General features: G+C 29.7%; 16 protein-coding genes. 14 read left to right on the top strand and 2 right to left on the bottom strand.

What is annotated here, in order from left to right; translation table 11 throughout:
- Positions 1 to 841 precede the first annotated feature (841 nt).
- Together CAMP5118_RS03840 and CAMP5118_RS03835 are read right to left on the bottom strand one after the other, a co-directional pair.
- Positions 842 to 3,361: a molybdopterin guanine dinucleotide-containing S/N-oxide reductase gene (locus CAMP5118_RS03840; protein ID WP_337216648.1), complete on the bottom strand. Its 2,520-nt coding sequence runs from the start codon at positions 3,359 to 3,361 to the stop codon at positions 842 to 844.
- A 1-nt stretch (position 3,362) separates the two neighbouring features.
- Positions 3,363 to 3,941 (bottom strand): cytochrome C, encoded by a 579-nt coding sequence (locus tag CAMP5118_RS03835; protein WP_337216647.1) that lies wholly within the window; start codon positions 3,939 to 3,941, stop codon positions 3,363 to 3,365.
- 206 nt (positions 3,942 to 4,147) lie between these two features.
- Between CAMP5118_RS03835 and CAMP5118_RS03830 the strand changes: the two genes are divergently transcribed.
- The 14 genes from CAMP5118_RS03830 (at position 4,148) to CAMP5118_RS03765 (ending at position 21,853) form a co-directional block, all read left to right on the top strand.
- Complete coding sequence (locus CAMP5118_RS03830; protein ID WP_337216646.1) at positions 4,148 to 7,933, top strand: type IIG restriction enzyme/methyltransferase; 3,786 nt, start codon at positions 4,148 to 4,150, stop codon at positions 7,931 to 7,933.
- A 2-nt stretch (positions 7,934 to 7,935) separates the two neighbouring features.
- Positions 7,936 to 10,059: a hypothetical protein gene (locus tag CAMP5118_RS03825; RefSeq protein ID WP_337216645.1), complete on the top strand. Its 2,124-nt coding sequence runs from the start codon at positions 7,936 to 7,938 to the stop codon at positions 10,057 to 10,059.
- An 82-nt stretch (positions 10,060 to 10,141) separates the two neighbouring features.
- Positions 10,142 to 12,001: a pentapeptide repeat-containing protein gene (locus CAMP5118_RS03820; RefSeq protein WP_442863226.1), complete on the top strand. Its 1,860-nt coding sequence runs from the start codon at positions 10,142 to 10,144 to the stop codon at positions 11,999 to 12,001.
- A 145-nt stretch (positions 12,002 to 12,146) separates the two neighbouring features.
- Positions 12,147 to 12,575 carry a Panacea domain-containing protein gene (locus CAMP5118_RS03815; RefSeq protein WP_263688009.1) on the top strand — a complete coding sequence of 143 codons (429 nt, stop codon included), beginning with the start codon at positions 12,147 to 12,149 and terminating at the stop codon, positions 12,573 to 12,575.
- Positions 12,565 to 13,329, top strand: a complete 765-nt coding sequence (locus CAMP5118_RS03810) for a hypothetical protein (RefSeq protein ID WP_263702281.1) — start codon at positions 12,565 to 12,567, stop codon at positions 13,327 to 13,329. Before CAMP5118_RS03815 ends, CAMP5118_RS03810 begins: the two co-directional genes overlap by 11 nt.
- 55 nt (positions 13,330 to 13,384) lie before the next feature.
- Positions 13,385 to 15,328 (top strand): BCCT family transporter, encoded by a 1,944-nt coding sequence (locus tag CAMP5118_RS03805; RefSeq protein WP_257927721.1) that lies wholly within the window; start codon positions 13,385 to 13,387, stop codon positions 15,326 to 15,328.
- A gap of 42 nt (positions 15,329 to 15,370) precedes the next feature.
- Complete coding sequence (locus tag CAMP5118_RS03800) at positions 15,371 to 16,906, top strand: ABC transporter substrate-binding protein (protein WP_337216643.1); 1,536 nt, start codon at positions 15,371 to 15,373, stop codon at positions 16,904 to 16,906.
- Between the two features lie 11 nt (positions 16,907 to 16,917).
- Positions 16,918 to 17,856, top strand: a complete 939-nt coding sequence (locus tag CAMP5118_RS03795; protein WP_337216650.1) for an ABC transporter permease — start codon at positions 16,918 to 16,920, stop codon at positions 17,854 to 17,856.
- The gene (locus CAMP5118_RS03790) at positions 17,849 to 18,625 is read left to right on the top strand and encodes an ABC transporter permease (RefSeq protein WP_039668901.1); all 777 of its coding nucleotides are present in this window, start codon (positions 17,849 to 17,851) and stop codon (positions 18,623 to 18,625) included. The genes CAMP5118_RS03795 and CAMP5118_RS03790 overlap by 8 nt, the downstream gene beginning before the upstream one ends.
- Positions 18,622 to 19,395 carry an ATP-binding cassette domain-containing protein gene (locus CAMP5118_RS03785; protein ID WP_337216642.1) on the top strand — a complete coding sequence of 258 codons (774 nt, stop codon included), beginning with the start codon at positions 18,622 to 18,624 and terminating at the stop codon, positions 19,393 to 19,395. Before CAMP5118_RS03790 ends, CAMP5118_RS03785 begins: the two co-directional genes overlap by 4 nt.
- Positions 19,379 to 20,047: an ATP-binding cassette domain-containing protein gene (locus tag CAMP5118_RS03780; RefSeq protein WP_337216641.1), complete on the top strand. Its 669-nt coding sequence runs from the start codon at positions 19,379 to 19,381 to the stop codon at positions 20,045 to 20,047. Before CAMP5118_RS03785 ends, CAMP5118_RS03780 begins: the two co-directional genes overlap by 17 nt.
- Before the next feature lie 119 nt (positions 20,048 to 20,166).
- Complete coding sequence (locus CAMP5118_RS03775; RefSeq protein WP_263679533.1) at positions 20,167 to 20,586, top strand: NAD(P)H-quinone oxidoreductase subunit 3; 420 nt, start codon at positions 20,167 to 20,169, stop codon at positions 20,584 to 20,586.
- On the top strand, positions 20,565 to 21,062 hold the full coding sequence (locus CAMP5118_RS03770; RefSeq protein ID WP_039619352.1) for a NuoB/complex I 20 kDa subunit family protein: 498 nt from the start codon (positions 20,565 to 20,567) through the stop codon (positions 21,060 to 21,062). The genes CAMP5118_RS03775 and CAMP5118_RS03770 overlap by 22 nt, the downstream gene beginning before the upstream one ends.
- On the top strand, positions 21,062 to 21,853 hold the full coding sequence (locus CAMP5118_RS03765) for an NADH-quinone oxidoreductase subunit C (RefSeq protein WP_337216640.1): 792 nt from the start codon (positions 21,062 to 21,064) through the stop codon (positions 21,851 to 21,853). Before CAMP5118_RS03770 ends, CAMP5118_RS03765 begins: the two co-directional genes overlap by 1 nt.
- Position 21,854 lies beyond the last annotated feature (1 nt).

Genomic DNA, 21,854 nt, shown 5'->3' with positions numbered 1-21,854 from the left:
GGATTATTGTTAGTTGTTATTTTTCTATTTGGTTATAAAATTTAGTTCTATATGTTGTTTGGTTAGCTTGTGAAAATTTCTAATTAGTTAGTGTTGATTAGAGTTATTTTTTATTATTTTATAAAATTTAGTTTTATGTGTTGTTTTTGTTATTTATTAGTTATTCTATTTTATTTTTGAATTTTATGGTTTTATGGGTTGTTTCTTATGGCCTAGATTTGTGTGGTTGGTTATTGAATTGTTATTTGGTGGGTTTTGGGGGGGGGTTATTATTTTATTTTTTATTGTTTTTATTTAGTGGTTTAGTCAGCTTGGTTATTGACTACAGATGGGCTTTAATTCTTATTTTTAGTTGTTTGATTTAGTTTTAGGTTTTTTATTATTCAGCTTGTAAAATAAATTATTTTAGTGTTAGGATGGTATAGATTTTGTTTTATAAGTAGTGTATTTGTAAGTGAGTTTGTGGTGGGTTTTTTGGCGGGATAGTAGTTTTCTAATAGCAATACTTTAATTTGATATTTAAATCCATTGTAGTTGATAGGTTTTAGTTTTTACGTCTTTGTTTTTATTTGTTTTAATTGCTTATATTTTTTTATTAATCTGATAAATTTGGTTTTTACGTATTTTAGTTAGGTTAGGATTATGTGTTATGAAAATAGTAAATTAGTTGACTAATTTAGTTATTTAGTTGAATTGGTTTATTTTTAGCTTTTTTGTTTTTGGTTGTATTATAAAGTGTTATACGTGATTTTAATTTATAATAAAATCTATAATAAGATACAACATATGGATTGAAAAATCTAGCTTTCTTAGAAGAAATTATCTTCTAAGAAAGAATGCTTTATTCAGCACCTTTTGGAGCTGTAAATGCTGTTATTTCAGGCGGTAATCCTTTGTATTTTTCTATATTTACTAAGCTTGTATGGGAAATGTTTCCGTTTGCTAATTCAGAAGTTGGCATATCAATAGTCAAGACATTTACGTTTCCGTATTTGCACATTCCTTCATCATTTGGGTCATACCACCCACCTTCGCATAATCTTACAACATTTGGCATAATGTCTTTTGTTACAACAGCACCCGCGAGAACTTGACCTCTTTTATTGAAAACTCTTACAATATCGCCATTTTTGATTCCAAGTTTTTTAGCATCAATTGGGTTAATCAATATAGGCTCTCTACCATTTACCGCATACTTTTCACGCAGTGAAGTATGACACATTTGCGAGTGGAGTCTATTTGTTGGGTGATTGGTTAGTAGATGAAAAGGTGTTTCTTTGGTAGCATTTCCTAGCCATTCTATTGGTTCCATCCACATTGGATGTGCTTTGCAGTCTTTATAATTATACTTTTCGATAGTTTTTGAGTAAATTTCTATCAAGCCTGATTCAGTGCCTAGAGCATTTAAGATAGGATCTTCGATAAATTCAGAAAATCTAACCCATTCCATGCTTTCTATAGTTGGAGAAAAAGTTATAGGCTCGTTTTTCGCCCAAAATTCTTCAAAACTTGGCATTTTTGGTTCAAATACATCCCCATAAGCTTGAGTTTGTTTTAAAGCGCTATTGTAGTATTCTTTGATAAAATCTTTTGTATTTTTACCGTTTTCAGTATAAGCATTAAATACATCATCTCCATACACTTTACAAATATCAGCAAAAATTTCATAGTCATCTTTACTCTCGCCTATTGGTAATACCGCTTGCTTCATTGGAACTATATTCATATTAGAATAATCACCACTCATGGTAATATCATCTCGTTCGTAAGAACTTGTGGTAGGCATTACAATATCTGCCATTTTGGCAGTTGGAGTCCAATAAATTTCATTTATAACTATAGTTCTTGGTTTTTGCCATGCTTTTACATTATTGTTTGTATCTTGATGATGAACTAATGGATTTCCACCCGCCCAATAAATAAAGTCAATATCAGGATAGGTTATCTTAGAACCATTATTGTCTATAACTTTTCCAGGATTTAACAAAGCATCAGCTATTCTAGCTACTGGAAAAGAATAACTAGCAGCATTTTGCAGCCATTCGGCACCACCTTGACTAACTCCTGCTTTTGGTAACCCCTTAAATTTTCCATTTTCCCAAATTCCCACAGCTCCTGCTGTAATACCTCCTATAACACCACCTTTGCATGATGGAACCCCGCCATTACTATAGTGATAGCTTAAGCCAAAGCCACCTCCTTTAGTACCAATTTGTCCGATCATTGAAGCTAGGGTTATTAACATCCAATGAGGTTGTTCACCATGATGAGCTCTTTGCATACCCCAACCACTCATGAGCATGGTAGGGTTATCATAAAAGCTTTCAGCTAGTGTTTTAATGGTTTTTTCATCAATCCCGCAAATTTTGCTTGCCCATTTTACATCTTTTTTAATACCATCATTCTTGCCATCTAAATAAGCTTTAAATTTATCAAAACCACTTGTATAATTTTCTAAAAATTCATAATTGACTTTATTTTTTTCGATCAGATGACTAGCCATACCTATCATCATAGCAACATCTGTATTTGGTCTTGGGGAGATCCATTGTGCATTTAAAAATTTAGCAGTTTCAGTTTTTATAGGATCTATACAAATAACCTTGATCTTACTATTTTTTAATTTTTCAAAATACTGCAAACCTCTTTGGTCGTTTGAAGTCCAAGCTATTCTTAAAGTGGCGATAGGATTAGCACCCCAAATAACTACTATTTTGGAATGTTCTAAAATATTTTCCCATGAAGTTTGTTGTTCATATACTTCAATGGAGCCTACAACATAAGGCATGATCACTTGAGAAGCTCCGGTTGAGTAATCTCCAGTAGTCCCTACAAACCCACCTGTGACATTTAAAAATCTATGAAGTAATATTCTACAATTTTGCATATTTCCGCTAGATTTCCACCCATAACTTCCACCAAATATAGCTTGAGTTCCTTTTTGCTCTCTTGTTTTTTTAAGTTCTTTTGCTATAAGTTTTATAGCCTCATCATAACTTACACGCACAAATTCATCTTTTCCTCTAAGCTCAGGCTTTGGATTGTCAGGATTTTCAAGATAACTTTTTCTTACATAAGGATATTTCACACGTGATTTATAGATCATATCTGCTGTATAGTGTTGTAAGGGATTGTCAATTTGTGTTACTTTTTCCCATGGCTCACTTTTGATCACAATGCCATCTTTAATGGTAAGCTTTAAAATTCCCCAATGTGCTGCTGTTATCACGCTTCCATTTTTTACTAAACCTGAATTTATAGTTGAAGCTTCAACGCTTTTTCCCATAACCAAACTAGGAACCAGAGGTAATACACTTAAACCAGCACCAATTTTTAAAAATTTTCTTCTATCAAGTCCCATTTTATTTTACCTCCTTAAAATCTTTTGCATTTTTTTGTAAATACTGTATCACTAACCAATGATCTTTTTTATCAATTCCTGTTCTATTTACCATTGATCTAAAAGTAGCAGGCCAACCATTAGCGCTAAATTCACTTTCTTTATGAACACTATGACAAATTCCGCAATTATTCATATAAAGTTCTTTTGCTTTTATAAACATTTCTTTATTGCTTTTTGCAAAATCTTTCTTATCAGTCCAAACTTCTATACTAGCTTTATCCCATTTGCCATTTTTACTTTTAGTGTAAGTTTTAAAATCAAGTTTTGTATTTTTGGAAAATGCAGCAACGATGATTCTTTGACTATCGTTGCAATAAAGCACAGAAGGCGAAGCAGAATTAACATAGCCTGTGATCTTAACTAAAACTTTATCTCCATCAGTTTTTAATACTTCAAAAGGATTTGTAGGTAGCAATCTACCAACAGCTTTTGTATCATTTTTGCTTAAGTAAAGTGAGCTTACTTCACTTGTAAAAAATTCATTTTTAGCACAAACAAAAGAAACAAGTGCTAAGCAGAAAACTAAAATTTTTCCCATTTTGCCTCCTTGACATTTTTTTGATATAAACTTATTGTATATCAATAAAATTAAAAATTTCTTAGTACAAAAAATGTAAAATTAAATATTATTTAATAATTTTTTATTGATTATCAGTTTATTTGTTTTTATATTTTCACAAAGTCTTTTCAATCCTTTAAAGTAAATTTTAGTAAAATACAAAATATTCTTTATAAAGGTTAAAAATGCACTTTACTTTGCTAAATGAAAAAGATTTTTTCAACCCTTACTACCGCAAAAAGCAAATCACACAAAATGAATTTGACACTTTTAGCAAGGCTTTAATGCAGTATCTAGAAAGGCTTGAAAGCTCACAAAATGAAAATGAAGACTATCTTGTAGCTAACGCACTTAGTCCATTTTTAACCACGCTAAATTTCAAAACCCACATCAAAACCAAACAAAAAGGCAAAAGCGAGATTGATTTAGCCATTGCTAAAGATGAGCTTAGCAAAGACTTAGAAGTTCTCATCGAAGCTAAAAAGCCCAACTCAAAAGAATTCATCACCCATACAAAGCCAAATTCCAAAGCCTTGCATGAAGCCATTTTGTATTATTTTAGAAACAGAGAGTATAGTTTTAGTTTGAAATTTATCATCATCACAGACTTTTATAAATTCTACATTTTCAAAGCTAGTGAATTTGAAGAGCTTTTTTATAAAAACACAAGCTTTAAAAAGCTTTTTGAAGAATTTCAAAGCCCAAATTCACTTTTTAAAGGCAACACTGATGAATTTTACAAAGAAGCAAGCAAACTTATAGAAAATTCCAAAGAAAGCTTAAAAGGTTTTTTCATCGATTTAGCCTTTTTAAAAGACAAGCAAAAGTCAAATTTCAAAAACCTAGCAAGCATTTTTAAAACCTTTCATAGAGACTTTTTGCTAAATGAATTTAGCCCAAATGACGCAAACTCACTAAACAACGCATTCTATAAAGAGCTTTTGTACATCCTAGGTTTAAGCGAGAGCAAACAGCTTTCTAAATTCATCATCACACAAAGTGAGCAAAGCAAACAAGCCCAAGGCACGCTTTATCATCTCATAGCGAGCAAACTTCCAAAGCATGACTTTGAAGAGGTGTTAAAATTCATCATACTTTGGCTAAACCGCATTTTATTTTTAAAGCTTATTGAGTCTAATTTAGTTAGATTTAATGATGATAAAACCCTTAAATTTCTAAACTATGAAAAAATTCCAAATTTTACTACCCTTTCACACCTTTTCTTTGATATCTTAGCTAAAGAAAAGCACACAAGAGTGCAGAGTAAATTTAGCTATTTGCCTTATTTAAATTCATCACTTTTTGAAAAACAAGCCATCGAAAAAACTACACTAGAAATCGCTACTTTGGAAAACGATGCTTTGCTAGAGTATCACCCACACACGCAGTTAAAAGATGACAAAGGAAAAAGTAAAAAAGGCAAAGTAGGTTTGCTTGAGTATTTGTTTGAGTTTTTAGACAGCTTTGATTTTGGAGCAGATGAGCAAAGCGAAGAACTCATCAAACAAAAAGAACTCATCAACTCAAGCGTTTTAGGAAATGTCTTTGAAAAGCTAAATGGCTACAAAGAAGGTAGTTTTTATACCCCAAGCTTTATCACTTCATATATGTGTAAAGCAAGCATAGAAAAAGTCGTGCTAGATAAGTTTAACCATACTTTTAAGCTAAATGCCACCAAGCTAAACGAGCTAAGAACCCAGTTGCGTCAAGAAAAAATCCCTCAAGAACAAAAACTAGCCTTGCTAAGTTCCATACGCATTTGCGATCCTGCGGTGGGAAGTGGACATTTTTTAGTTTCAGCTTTAAATGCCATGCTTATGGTGCATTATGAGCTTGGCTTGTTTGAAGAGGACTTTTACCTAAGCGTGCAAAATGATGAAATTTTAGTGCAAAATCACAAAGGTCAGTTTTTAGAGTATAAACGCCCTGATTTTGACAAAGACAAAACCCACCTTTGTCAAAAAGAACTTTTCGAGCGTAAAAAAGACATCATAGAAAACAACCTTTTTGGAGTAGATATCAACCCAAACTCATGCGAGATCACTAAGCTAAGACTTTGGATAGAGCTTTTAAAACACAGCTTTTATGAAAGCTTTGATGATGCAAACTATCATGATCTTAAAACCCTACCAAACATCGATATCAACATAAAATGCGGAAATTCTTTAATAAGCTACTTTGAAATTCACAAAAGCCTTTCTCACTACCCCAACATCAAAGAACGCATGGATAAATACAAACGCATAGTCAAAGACTACAAAGAAGGCTTTTACACCGACAAAACTCTCATCGCAAAAGAGATCAAAAACCTCAAAGAATCTTTTAAAAATTTCTGCTTAAAAGACAAATTTGCCAAAGAGATCAAGCAACTTACCAACGGCGCTAATGAATACTCTAAAAAATACGGCGATTTTTTAGCACAAGATGAAAAAGATGAGAATTTTAGAGCATTTTTCTCTAAAAATATGTTTGAATTTGACTTTGATGAAAGTGCCGCTAAGAAAGAATTTAAAAAGCTTAAAAAGCTTTATGAGAGTATATTTGACTTAGAAAGTGCAAATCCTTTTGAATGGCGTTTTGAATTTAGCGAAGTGCTTGATGAGGGCGGGAGCTTTCAAGGGTTTGATCTCATCATCGGCAATCCACCTTACATCAGACAAGAAGACATCAAAGAACTAAAACCAAATTTAGCCAAAAACTATAAGGTATATAAAGGCACAAGCGACATTTATACCTACTTTTATGAGCTTGGGTTTAATGTGCTAAAGCAAAATGGTGTTTTGTCTTTCATTACTTCAAACAAATACACAAGAGCAGGTTATGGAGAAGCTTTAAGAGAGTTTTTACTCAAAAATACCACACTTTTAGAATACATCGATCTAAATGGTATAAAAGTCTTTGATAGTGCCACGGTAGATACTTCCATACTAAGCTTTGAAAAAGCAAAAACTAAAGATAATAGCTTTAAGTACCTAGCCCCAAACACCGAGCTTTTAAAAGAAAACGACTTTAGCATAGAAAGCATTTTAAATTTTAACAAAATCGCACAAAACTCTTTAAGCAAAGAAAGCTTTACTTTTAACGATGAAAGCACAAACGCACTAAAAGCAAAGATAGAAAAACACGGCACTCCGCTTAAAGACTGGCATGGGCTTAATATAAACTATGGTATAAAAACGGGCTATAATGAAGCCTTTATCATCACTACTGAAAAAAGAGATGAAATTCTAGCTAAATGCAAAGATGAAGCCGAAAAAGAACGCACCGCCAAACTCATACGCAAAATGCTACGCGGTAGAGATATAAAAAGATATAGTTATGAGTGGGCGAATTTGTGGATTATAGTTTTTGAATTTGGAAGTTATAAAATTTTAGAAAAAGAATATCCTGCTATATATAATCATTTAAAACAATACAAGAAAAAACTTCAAGCTAGGGGACAATGCACTAATAAGCCCATAACGGATCAAAAACCATATTTAGGACAACATCATTGGCTTGAATTAGATAACAATCCAAATAAAGATTATTTATCACAGTTTGAAAAGGAAAAAATAGTATATAGTGAAATCGTGAGAAGCCCGCAATTTTATTTAGATACAAAGTTAAATTTTTACGCAGAAGCAACAAGTTTTATTTTAACGGGGGAAAATCTAAAATATCTTATTGCTTTTTTAAACAATGATTTTGTGGCTTTTATATTTAAAACATTTTACGCCGGTGGAAACTTAGGCGAAAATGGATTTAGATATAAAAAGGCATTTTTAGAAAGACTTCCTATACCAAAAATAAATTCTAAAAATGAAAAACTAGCAAACGAGCTTATAAGCTTAGTCGATGAGATTTTAAATTTAAAAGAGCAAGATAAAAACGCAAACACCAAAATCCAAGAAGATAAAATAAACTCTATCGTTTATAAACTTTACAACCTAACCGAAGAAGAAATAAAAATCATTGAAAATAAGGAATAAAAATGAAATTAAAACTTGATTTAGAAAATTGCTATGGCATAGGGAGGCTACAAAAAGAGTTTGATTTTTCAAATAAAAATGTTGTATTGTTTTATGCTCAAAATGGTATTTTTAAGACTTCTTTTGCAAAAATATTCAAAAGCATTAAAGATGATAAGCAAATTAAAGACGAAATATTTTCAGAAAGAATACCAAAAGCTGATATTGAATTTAATGGCGAAAAAATTAAAAAAGAAGATATTTTTGTTTTTGATTCTTATGATAAAGAATTTGATTCTTCTAAAAGTGTAACTACTTTCATGGCTAGTCCTAAGTTAAAAAAAGAGTATGATGAAATTTTTTCAGAACTAGATAAGCAAAAGAAAAGTTTATTAAAAAGTTTAAAAAAATATACAGGCAGCTCTGATTGTGAGAAAGAAATTTTAAAAGTATTTTCAAATAAAAATTTTTATCAAATTTTATCGGATAATATTGATTTTATAAAAGAAATAAAAGAAAATTATGAGTTTAAATACCACGATATCTTTGATGATAAAAACAAAGTAAAAGAATTTGTTGATGCAAATAGGAATCTTTTACAAGAGTATTTTTATAAATATAATGAAATCTTATCATCATCTGACATTTTCAAAAAAACAGAAAATGGAGAATTTGGAACGCATAAAATCAAAGAACTACAAAGTGCTTTAAGCGATGATAGATTTTTCTTAGCAAACCATAAATTATTAATTTCTAATCAAGAGATAACAACAAGCGAAAATTTAAATAATTTAATACAAAACGAAATTGATAGAATTTTAGAGAACAAAGAGATAAAAAGTAGATTTGATGAAATTGAAAAAAAGATTACAAAAAATCAAAATTTAAAAGATTTCAAAGAAGCAATTAATAAAAATAAGGGAATATTGTTAAAATTAATTAATTATGAAGATTTTAGAAAAGAAGTAATATTTTCATATCTTAATAAAAAAATAGAGGAAATTGAAAATTTAGTTTCACTGTATGAAAATCAAAAAGAGAGAATACAACAAATTATAAGTGCGTCAAAGCAAGAGCAAGAATCATGGAAAAAGATTATAGAAATATTTAATAGTAGATTTATAGTTCCTTTTGAGGTTGATATAGAAAATCAGGACGATGTTTTATTAAAAAATGAAGTGGCAAAATTTGTATTTAGATTTAAAGATAATTCAAATGAAAGAATTATTAATAAAGAGAAGTTAGAAGATATCTTAAGTAATGGAGAAAAAAGGGCTTTATATATTTTACAGATATTATTTGAAATAGAAGCTCAAAAAAATACAAACAAGCCTATTTTGTTCATATTTGATGATATTGTAGATTCTTTTGACTATAAAAATAAACATGCTGTTACGGAGTATCTTGATGAGATACGAGAAAATGCAAATTTTAAGATTATAGTTATGACACATAATTTTGATTTTTATAGAGCTGTAGCGAGATTCGGTGCATTAAAATTTATGATACATAGAAATGATGAGAGAGAAATTATATTTAAAAGAGGTGAATATACTAAAGAGTTTATAAAATCTCTTAAAGAAAACAATAGAAATATTGAGAAAAATTTTATCACTCTAATACCATTTGTTAGAAATATTTTAGAATATACTAAAAATGAACATGATAAAGAATATTTATTACTGACAAGTTGCTTGCATATAAAAGATAACACTAGAAATATAAAAGTGAAACAAGTATTAGATGTTTTAACAAGCCATATGCAAGAATATCAGGTTAATATAGAAGATGATAGTTTGTTAGATTTTATTTATAAAACTTGTGATGAAATTGTAAATTCCAACGATATTAATCCTATAGAATTGCAAAACAAAATTGTCTTATCAATTGGTATTAGATTAAGAGTAGAAGAATTTATATTATCTAAAGTTAATTTGCAAAACGAAATTACCAAAGATCAAACTAGAAAATTATATAAATTAGCCAAAGAGCAAAATGTAATAAATAAAAAACAAGATTTTATAATTAAAAAAGCTTTAGCAATAACTTCAGATAACATTCATATAAATTCTTTTATGTATGAACCTATTTTAGACACATCTATTGAGCATTTGATAAAGTTATATCACGAAATAAATGAATTTTGACAAAAAAAAAAGGGGGGGGGGTATTAAAAAACCGCACGTAAAAACTCCATAGTACCAAGTTGAAATATAGGAAGATGAAATGATAAAAGAAACACTTGAAAAAATACTTCATACTTTAGAGAAATGTTGTAAAAAAACACATCAGAATGGTAAGGATAAAGTTGATGAAGATAAAATTAAAGATAATTTAGCTGAGGTTCTAAAAATAAAAAAGGATAATATATACACACCAAGTGATACAGGAGTAATAAAACTAAAAAAGGAAATCCTTAGACAAAAAAATGAGTTGTTTTCTGATGATGAGGAATGGTATATGGTTTGCGAAGAAACATTAGATATATCTTCATTATATAATAAGAGCAATGTACAATGTAATATCATTTTTAGTAAATGTAGTATTAGTTTAAACAATAAACAATCGCAGAATGATTGTATTGTAAAAGCCAATTTATATTTTTATAATTGTACTTTTGAAAAAGCATTAATAAAATTAGAAAATATTACTTTTGAAAAAATATTATTTTTTAATCAATGTAAATTTAAAAGAAGAGTATGCATGTACAATAATAGATTTTTAAGCCATTTGGTTTTTATAAAATGCCATGATAAGCAAAATGATACAAAAATCATATCTTTAAATCTACAAGAAAACATATTTGAAGGATATCTTTTTATAAAAAATTGCACTATAGAAAATATAAATTTGTGGAAAAACAAATTTGAAAATAGATCTTATTTTGTGGATAGTGAATTTGGATATGAACGAGATAAGGATAATAAAGCAAAATTAAATTTTTCAAATGCTCGTTTTGAAGATAATGCCTATTTTAACAATTCTAAATTTTATAGTTATGCTGATTTTCACGAGTGCGAATTTAATAAAATAGCTTGTTTGTATGGAGCAATTTTTGATAAAGCTCCAAATTTTTCTCAAATAATTTTGAAAGATAATTTTAATGCTTTAAATATAACTTTAAATTTTACATTTGATGATTTGGAAAAACAGATCAAACAAGAGCATGAATATTTTAATAAAAATAAAAACGAACAATATCAAAAATCTTTAGATAAATTTGCAAATGATTTTAGAGATTCTTTTAGAGTTTTTAAAAATGCATTGATAAAAGATAATAATCTTTTGGAAGCTTCAAAGTTTCACAAATACGAGCTTTATTGTAAAGAGATAGAACTAGAAGAGAAAAAGCCCAAGATGTTTTCTAAAGAATGGATAGACAAATGGCAACTTGTTTTTTATCGCAAGCTTTGTGATCATCATACAGACTTGCTAAAGGTATTTCATAATCTACTTATCATCATCATGCTTTTTAGTGTTTTTTATTTTGTACTTGATAAATTTAAACAACCCAGCATAGAAAATCATGCAAAATATCACATCGTTCAAGTAGATACTAACGAAAGCTATATCTTTAAAGAACACAATAAAACGACTTATAATATCTTTGGTTTAAATATAAACAAAGAAAGTGGCAAGCTAGATGAATTTATAAAAAACAATTTTGTTTATATATTGATTTTGTTATTTATAGTTTTACCGATACTTTCTTTCAATATTTTTACTAATTTATATATTTTTGTTAGCTTTTTTTATGTGATTTTTAATTTTTTAGATTTTGTAGCTTTGTATACACATATTGCTATTATAAGTCTTTTTGTATTTTTTGTATTGAAATTTATTTTACTTGATGATAAGCAAGAAATTATAAGAAAAATCATCATTGGTATTTCTTATATAGTTTGCATTTTTGCACTACTTGCAAAACCTAGTTTAATGCTTCCTGTGTTTGGAAGCTTTTTAGAAAAAGACAGCAATGCTACTTACCTTTTATTGCTTAGTTTATCGGTGGTGTATTTTATACTTGTAGCTTTAGTGATATTCTCACTCCAAAAAACCGCACGTAAAAACTCCATAGTGCCAAGTTGAAAAATATAAAAATGGAAAAAACAATAATTCAAGATGAAATAAAATAATAATAATAGGTGTTTAAATTTATATATGATATACTTTAAACAATTGATTAGGATTTTATATGTTGATATGATTAATAAAACAAACTAAAGGAGTAACAATGGTTAATGCTTTAGATTTAGCAAAATATATTCTTTATAAATCAGATAAAGATTTGAGTAATTTAGAACTACAAAAAACTTTATATTTTACGGAACTTGATTATATTAAAAAATTTGATAAACATCTTATTAATGATGATTTTGAAGCTTGGAAGTATGGCCCTGTTGCTAGAGATGTTTATTGTGAATACAGAAATTATGGAGCTAATTCTATAGATAAGCCTAATGAAGAAATTCAATTAAATCTTGACAATGATGAATTGGATACAATTAATGATTCGATTAAAAAATGTAATAAACAATCTTATTGGATTCTTGTTGAAAAAAGTCATAGAAAAGGTGGAGCATGGGAGCAGAGTTTTAAAGAAAATAAAAAGGAAATTATCGATAAGAAATTAATAAAACAAGAAGCCAAAAATGAATTTTAAAGAAGAACATAAGGAACTAAAAGTAATTATAGAAAAAATATATAATGAGCAAAGCTTAGAAAGTAGTTGTGATGACATTGTAGAAAAGTTAATCGCAATTTATAAAACAGAATATAAGCATAAGTATTCAGAGCTTACGACGATAATATTAAATATTACAAAAAGCGACAGAGAACAAGATTTGATGACATTAGCTCAAAATGTGAGAATGCTTGAGGAAAAATTAGATGATAAAAATTGCGATAAGTGTATTAAAGAAAAAATTAAAGATTTTTATGATCATATTAATTTAGAGTGTGTCAGATTACAAGATTCTGATGGTAAAATAAAAAAGATAAAAGATGAATATAATGAGCTTTATAAAAACTACAATAATATAAAAGACAACCTTAGCAAGCAACAAACTCAATATATCACTATTTTAGGTATTTTTGCTTCTATTGTTTTAACTTTTGTAAGTGGTTTGGTTTTTTCAAATTCTGTTTTTTCAAATATAGATAAATCAAGCATATATAGACTGATTTTTGTTATGTCATTTATAGCTTTATTTATGGGAAATACTCTTTATGCTTTATTCGCATTTCTTTTAAAAATTTCATTATCGCATGATTTTCAACATAATAAAAAATTTCTCTACGGGTTTAATGTGAGTGTATTGTTAATTATGTTTGCAAATTTTTTATTTTATCTATACGAAGAGAAACTAAAAGATATATCTTTATTTATTGAGAAAATGGTATATATTTTTATATAAGATATTTTGGAATTTAGCTTATGGTATAATGAAAATTATCCAAAAAAGGAGTACCATGCTAAAGACAAGTTTTAAAAAATCAGTTTTTATCCCAAGCATTAGCATTATAATCATCTTAAGTCTTAGTTGTATTTTCTTGCCTAAGCTTACAAATGATTTTATCAATCATATTAAAAGTGGAATTTTTTCAAATTTTTCATGGTTTTATATATTAAGCGTGAGTTTTTTTGTGTGTTTTATGCTAGCACTTGCTCTTTCAAAATTTGGCGATATCAAGCTCGGCGATGATGATGAAAAACCTCATTTTAAATTCACTTCATGGCTTGCTATGCTTTTTGCTACGGGTATGGGTGTGGGGCTTATGTATTTTGGTGTGGCTGAACCTCTCATACATAAAAAAGCCTTGCAAACAAGCGATGAAGAAGCTATGCTACATACTATCTTCCACTGGGGAATTCACCCATGGGCTATTTATGGGGTGTGTGCTTTGGCTATGGCGTATTTTGGTTTTAGATATAAAATGCCTCTTAGTTTGCGTAGCGCTTTTTACCCTTTGCTTAAAGACAAAATTTATGGCTTTTGGGGAAATTTAGTCGATATGCTAGCTTTGATTGTCACGGTTTTTGGCATTAGTACCACACTTGGTTATAGTGCTTCTCAGCTTAATGCTGGCTTTTTAAATTTAGGCATTTTAAACGAACAAAGCTTTTTAGAACAAAGCGTGATTATAATCATCATCATTTCTTTAGCTACGCTTTCATCGATTAGCGGTTTGACAAAGGGCTTAAAAATTTTAAGCGAGGCAAATTTGGTTTTTGCAGTGTGTTTAATGCTTTTTGTGCTTTTTTCAACCAACACCATTCAAATCCTTTCACAATTTAGCTCTAATATTGGCAATTATTTGCAAAATTTAATTTCTTTGAGCTTTAAGACTTATTATTATGAAAAAGAACATATAGAATGGTTTAATAACTGGACTATTTATTATTGGGCTTGGTGGCTTAGTTGGGCGCCTTTTGTAGGCTTTTTCATCGCTAAAATTTCTCGTGGTAGAACGATAAGGGAATTTATCTTTGGTGTGCTTGTAGTGCCTACTAGTTTTAATATACTTTGGTTTAGCATTTTTGGTAATAGTGCTTTAAATTTCAATGATATCTTAAGCCCTTTTACTTCAGCACCCGAAAGCTTGCTTTTTTATTTTTTACAAAATTTTTCTTTTTCTTATTTTAGCTCTTTGCTTGCGCTTTTGGTTTTAGCTTTGTTTTTCATCACTTCAGCAGATAGCGGGATATTTGTGTTAAATTCTTTAAGCAGTGGTGGGGCTCATGAGCCATACAAATGGCAAAATATCCTTTGGGGTTTTGTACTTGCACTTTTAGCTACTTCTTTGCTGTATTCAGGTGGTTTGGGGGCGATTTTAAGTATCACTATGATAGTGGCTTTACCTTTTGCTTTTTTGCTTTGTTTGATGTGTTTTTCACTGCTTAAAGGTTTAATCGTAGATGTAAATTACTCTTTAACTAAGCTTAGTCAAAGTAGTGTGTATTTTTCAGGGGAATTTTGGCAAGAAAGACTAGCTAGAATTTTAAAACAAAGTAAAGAACAAGACATACAAAATTTCTTAAATACTAAAGTTAAAAATGCTATGGAGTTGCTTGATCAAAGTCTAAAAAACTATGGCTTAAAAACACAAATTGTTCAAAAAAAATCAAGCATAAGTTTGATTATAAAAAAAGAATTTGCAAAAGATTTTATCTATGGAGTGCAAGTGGTAAAAAAACAAGCAAGTCAAAGCATAATCGATGATAAATTTATGCCAACTTATTCTAAAGAATTTATTTTTGAGCCACAGACTTTCTTTGCTGATTCGCGTAATGGTTATAATATAGAGTATTTAAACGAGCAAGAAATCATCGTAGATATACTAAAGCAGTATGAGAGGTATTTGCAACTTTTATTTGATGATAAAAATGAAATTTTTACCAAAGCTTATGATTAAAAAGCGTTATAATTTCACTTTATTTTATAAGAAAGGCTTTTTATGTTGAGATTTTTTATCATGCTTTTTTGTGCTTTAAATCTTTTTGCTATCACGCCAAAAGATACGATTGTTATAGCAGTGGAAAATGAACCAGAGCGTGTAAATCCGCTTTTTAGTGAAGATCATGATGTGGCAATTGCTCTTGTGTTTTCAGGGCTTACACGCTTTGATGAGAATATGAAATTAGCGCCTGATCTTGCTAGTTCTTGGAAAGTTAGCAAAGATGGGCTTGTTTATGAATTTACTTTAAGAGATGATGTGTTGTGGCATGATGGGACTAAATTTAGCGCTAAAGATGTGGAATTTAGTATAAATGCTTTAAAAGATGAGAAGCTAAATTCACCTTCAAAAGTAAATTTTGACGCAGTTAAGGAAGTAAAAATCATCGATGATTATCACTTGTTTATCACACTTTCAAAGCCTTTTCCTGCATTTTTAGATGCTTTGAGTGTAGGGATTTTACCAAAACACTTACTTGAAAAAGAAAATTTAAATACCACTAAATTTAACCAAATGCCTATAGGAACAGGACCATATAAGCTAAAGCAATGGAAACAAGGTCAATACATGATCTTAGAAGCAAATGAAAATTATCATTTAGCTAAAGTAAAAACACCAAAACTCATACTAAAACACATTAAAGATCCAAGTATTAGTGCTATTGAGCTTAAAAATGGTTCTATTGATGTGGCTTTGGTTGATTTTGCTCTAGCTTCAAATTTTGCAAATGATAAAAACTTTAAAATGCTTATAGAGCCTTCGGCTGATTATCGTGCTTTGATGTTTAATCTTAATCATGAGTTTTTAAAAGATCAAAATGTGCGTTTAGCACTAAATTATGCTATCGATAAACAAGCTATTATAAATTCACTTTTGCATTCTTTTGGAAAAGTAGCAAATCATCCTTTAGAAAAATCATGGGCAAATCCTAAAGAATTTGCAAGCTATGCTTATGATGTAAAAAAAGCAAATGAGCTTTTAGCAAAAGCAGGTTTTGTAAAAAATAAAAATGGAATTTTAGAAAAAGATGGCAAAGAATTTAGCTTTGAAATGTATGCTATGAGTGAAGATCCACTAAGAATAGCTTTGGTAAATATCTTACAAAGTGAGTTTTTAAAGCTTGGCATAAAAGCAAAAGCGGTAGCTAAGCCAAGTGGAAGTTTTGATTATACGAAAATTGATAGCTTTTTGGTGGGTTGGGGTAGTCCTTATGATCCTGATTTTCATACCTTTAGAGTTTTTGCAAGCTCTCAAGATAGTGCTTTAAACTCAAGTGGATGGAATTTTGGCCATTATCAAAATGCTAAAGTTGATGAGGCTTTAACAAAGGCTAGAAATTCACTTGATGTAAATGAAAGAAAAAAACACTATAAAGAATTTATCGATGCTTTATATAAAGATCCTGCGTTTTTATTTATAGCTTATATTGATTATCCTTTAGTTTTTGCTAAAAATATCCAAGGTATAAAACCTCATATTTTAGGTCATCATGGGGTAGGTTTTACTTGGAATGCTTATGAGTGGAGCAAAAATTAGTGCTAAAACTCATTTTTAAACGCCTTTTATGGGCGTTTTTCTTGATGATTTTTGCAAGTTTTTTATGTTTTGTGATGATTTATCATGCTAAAGGAAGCGTGGTTTTTGCTAGTGTGCCTCAAGGTACTAGCCTTAAAATAAAAGAGCAAATCGAGCGTAATTTAAATTTAGACAAGCCCTTATTAGAGCAGTATGAAAATTGGCTTTTTAATGCTATGAAAGGCGACTTTTCCTACTCTTTAATCAGCGGAGAAAAGGTTAGTGAAATTTTAAAAGAAAAACTTCTCTATACCATCATACTGGGGAGTTTAGCTTTTTTGGTGCTTTTTGTGTTATCTTTGGTTTTAGCACTTTTTTGTGTTCTTTATAAAGATAGCTTTTTAGATAAATTTATCACTTTTTTAACGATGAGTTTTTTTGCTTTGCCTGCTTTTTCTTTATCGTTAATGCTTATTTTAGTTTTTGCTGTATTTTTTAAGCTTTTTCCAAGTTCGGCTATTGCTGATATTGGTTTTGAAGATGATGTGCTTAATCGTTTGTGGCATTTGTTTTTACCAGTATGTGCTTTAGTGCTTTCACATTTAGCTGTTTTTGTGCGTTTTATAAGGACAAGTTTGATTGATAGTTTAAATCAAAGCTTTATAGAAAGTGCTTTTGCAAGAGGGCTTAGCAAAACAAGAATTTATTTGCACTTTGTGTTAAAAGATGCTTTTGGTTCTATACTTGCGTATTTTGGTGCTTCTTTTGTGAGTTTTTTAATGGGAACTTATATAGTAGAAAGCGTGTTTTCTTATGAGGGTGTGGGAAATTTGGTGATTAAAAGCATATTGTTTAAAGATTATCCTGTGGTGCTAGCTGTGGTGATTTTTAGCATTTTGGTGGTGGTGCTTGTAAATTTGATCGTAGAAATAATTTGCAAGATGATTAATCCAAGGTTTGCTAATGCGTAAGTTTTGTGTGATGATGATTTTGCTAAGTTTTATTTTAGCACTTTTTGCACCTTTAATAAGTTCTTATGATCCAAATTTAGTAGATTTAAGCAAGGCTAAAATAGCCCCAAATTTAAGTCATATTTTTGGCACAGATTTGCTTGGTAGAGATGTTTTTACACGTATTTTATATGCCTTGCGTGTTTCTTTGTTTGTAGGGGTAATGGCAGCATTTTTTAGCGTACTTTTTGCTTGTGTTTATGTGTTTTTAACAAGATTTTTTGCTTATGCTTTTTTTGCTAGGGTGCTTGATATGCTTTTAGCACTACCTTCTTTGCTTGTGATTATGTTTTTTCAAAGCTTTTTGGCGGGATCTTTGTGGAGTATGATTTTTATCATCGCTTTGGGGCATTTTGCTTTTGTGGCAAAAGTGCTTGATACTCAACTGAATAAATTTCAAAAACTTGAGTTTTATCAAAATGCTATCATTTTAGGTTCTAGCAAGATGAAAGCTTTATTTAGTGAGCTTTTGCCTGCTTGTTGGAATTTGCTTTTTGTGCTTTTTGTTTTAAATATTGCTCATGCTATTACAAGTGAAGCCACTTTGAGTTTTTTTGGCTTGGGTGTAGAGCTTTGGACTCCAAGTTTAGGAAATATGCTAAATGAAGCAAGCAAGGCCGTGTTTTTAGGATTTTGGTGGATGATAGTTTTTCCAGTAGCCTTTATACTTATGCTTATCTTGCCTTTGCTTGCTTTGGGTAATGATTTACAAGAAGAGATTAAAGCATGATAGAAATTTCAAATCTTAACCTTAGTTTTAAAGATAAAATCTTACTAAAGGATGTAAATCTTAATTTAGAAGATGGCAAAGCTTTGGCTATCATGGGTAAAAGTGGAGCAGGAAAAAGCTTGCTTTTAAAAAGTATGATTAAGCTTTTTGATAAACACTATAAACTCAATGCACAAAAATTTCAGATAGATCAAAAAGATATTTTAAATTTAAAAGAAAAAGAGCTAAATGCATTAAGAGCTAAGGTAAATTTGCTTTTTCAAGATGTTTATGGGAGTTTTTATCCTCTTGTTGATATAGGGAGTTATTTTAATATAGTTTTAAAAACTCATACTAATTTAAGCACAAAAGAGATTAAAGAAAAAGCCTTTTATTATTTTGAGTGTTTAGGGCTTAAAAATCATGATCTTTTGTGGCATTCTTTTATATATCAGTTAAGTGGTGGTATGGCAAGACGCATTCAAATAGCTCTAGCTTTACTAAGCGAGGCTAAGTATTTATTGTGTGATGAGATTACAAGCTCACTTGATAGAGCTAATGAAGAAAAAATCATCACTATTTTAAAAGAGTTAAAAGCAGAATTTAAAAATCTCATTTTCATCACGCATGATATAAATTTAGCTAAAGAGCTTTGCGATGAGGTAGCTATCATAGAAGATAAAACTTTACTTTATCAAATGCCTATGAAAAAGTTTTTAAGCAATCCAAAAGGTGTTTTTGCTAAAGAATTGTTAAATTGTTTTGAGAATGAAAATGTTTTTAGAAGTTAAAAATTTAAGCAAATCTTATAAAATTAAAAAACACTGGTATTTAAAAGAAGAAGAAATTTTTGTTTTTAAAGATGTGAGTTTTTCTTTAAAACAAAATGAGAATTTATTGCTTTGTGGGGAAAGTGGCAGTGGCAAAAGCACTCTAGCTAAAATTCTTTGTATGCTTGAACGCGCAAATACTGGAGAAGTTTTGTTTGAAAATGAAAGTATATTAAATTTAGATTTTAATACTCAAAGAAAATTACGCCAAAAAATTCAATATATTTTCCAAGATCAAAAGCTAGCTTTAAATCCCTACAAAAGCGCTAAAAGACTTTTACTTGATGTGTATGAAAATTTTAAACTTAAGCCCGATTTTGAAGAGCTTTTTAAGCTTTTTGATGCTTTTGAGCTTGAAAAAGATATTTTAAATTTAAAACCCTCTAAGCTAAGTGGTGGTCAAAGCCAAAGATTAGGTTTGATTAGAGCTTTGCTTTTAAGGCCAAAATTGCTTATTTTAGATGAAATCACAGCAGCGCTTGATGTAGTAACTGCTTATAAAATTTTAAACTATTTGCACACTTTTCAAAAAATGCATGATATTACTTATATATTTATTTCTCATCAAGAAAAAATCTTGCAAGATATATGCCATAAAAAAGTGTTTTTATAATAAAGATAAAAATTGTTTCATTTTGAAATACCTAAAAAATTATTTTTTTGATAATAAGTTTTTATATAGCTAAGTTAAAGTAAAATAAATTTTAATTATGCTTGAATAAAAGGTTTATTATGACGCACGCAACTATAGAGCATCAATACTTTGGCATCTTTGCAATGCTTGTTATTGCAAGTGTTATATTTTTTACTTTGGTGTACATTTCTTCTAAAATAGGATCCAAACTCGCCTCTCATAATAGAAAAAAACTAGGACTTGGGATTTATGAGTGTGGGCCTATGGCTTCTAAGCAAGCAAACAAAATTAATTCTCAATTCTTTGTTTTTGCTTTGATTTTTATTTTGCTTGATATTGAAGTGGTGTTTTTGTTTCCTTGGGCGGTAATTTTTAAAGATTTAACCGCAGAGCTTTCAAATTATGGCCTATCTTTATTTGCCTTAGTAGAAGTATTTGTTTTTATTTTATTGCTTGCAATAGGTTTTTTATACGCTTATAAAAAAGGAGCATTCGCATGGCAGAGTATCAAAAAATGAGCAATGCACCAGTTGTTTTAACTACGGTTGATAAGTTAGTGCAATGGGGTAGGAGTAATTCTTTATGGGCACTATCTTATGGGCTTGCCTGTTGTGCTATTGAAATGATGGCAGCAGGTGGTGCAAGATATGATTTTGATAGATTTGGAACGATTTTTAGAGCAAGTCCAAGACAATCTGAGGTAATGATTATAGCGGGTACTTTAAGCAAAAAACATGCTGAATTTACAAGAAGACTTTATGATCAAATGCCTGATCCTAAATGGGTTATTTCTATGGGTTCTTGTGCAAATACCGGCGGTATGTTTAATACCTATTCTACTGTTCAAGGGGTAGATAGAATCATTCCTGTTGATATTTATGTGCCAGGCTGTGCCCCACGCCCTGAAACTTTTCAATTTGCTTTGATGATTTTGCAAAAAAGAATTCGTAAAGAAAAAGCAAGCAGAAAAATAGCTCCAAAAAGGCTTATATGATGAGAAAATATAGCGATAAGAAAAATGCTCAGCTAAAAAATTATTATGAAGATAGATTTTACCATGCACCTGCAACTAAAAAACTAAGCACAGAGAGTAGTGCTTTTGAGGGTGATCATCAAATCTTAAGCCAAGAATTTGAGTTAAAAAATTCTTTTATAGAGCTTGATTTTTGGGTGATTGAGATAAACAAAGATGATAATGTTGCTATTCTTAGCAAGCTTAAAAATTTAGGTTATAGTTGTTTTACTGATGCAAGTGCGATTGATTTTGTTGCTCAAAAACAAGGTTTTGAAGTATATTATCAGCTTTTAAATATGGAGAAAAATTTAAGAGTGAGAGTAAAGACTTTCGTTGGTTTAAAAGAAAAACTTCAAAGTGTTATGAGTGTTTTTAAGGGTGCTAACTGGTGTGAGAGAGAAATATATGATATGTTTGGGATTTTCATCATCAATCATCCGAATTTAAAAAGACTTTTAATGCCTGATGATTGGTATGGACATCCTTTTTTAAAAAGCTATCCTTTGCATGGTGATGAATTTGCTAAATGGTATGAGATAGATAAAATTTTTGGAAAAGAATACCGCGAGGTTGTAGGTGAGGAAAATAGAGATCCAGGTTTTGTAGATGAAAAAGACACGCTAAACTTTAGCAGAATTTATCATGAGGTTGGTAAAGGCGAAGCCCCAAGAGAAGATAAATATCTACAAGAATATCAAGAAGAAGGTGGCGTGCCTTTTGTGAAAAAAGCTAAAAGAACGCAAATAAAAATTTTAGATAAGAGAAGATAAA

This window comes from Campylobacter sp. LMG 7929 (assembly GCF_024723595.1).
Classification (GTDB): domain Bacteria; phylum Campylobacterota; class Campylobacteria; order Campylobacterales; family Campylobacteraceae; genus Campylobacter_D.
The sequence above is the reverse complement of the archived record's forward strand: the minus strand, read 5'-3'. Positions and strand labels throughout refer to the sequence as shown.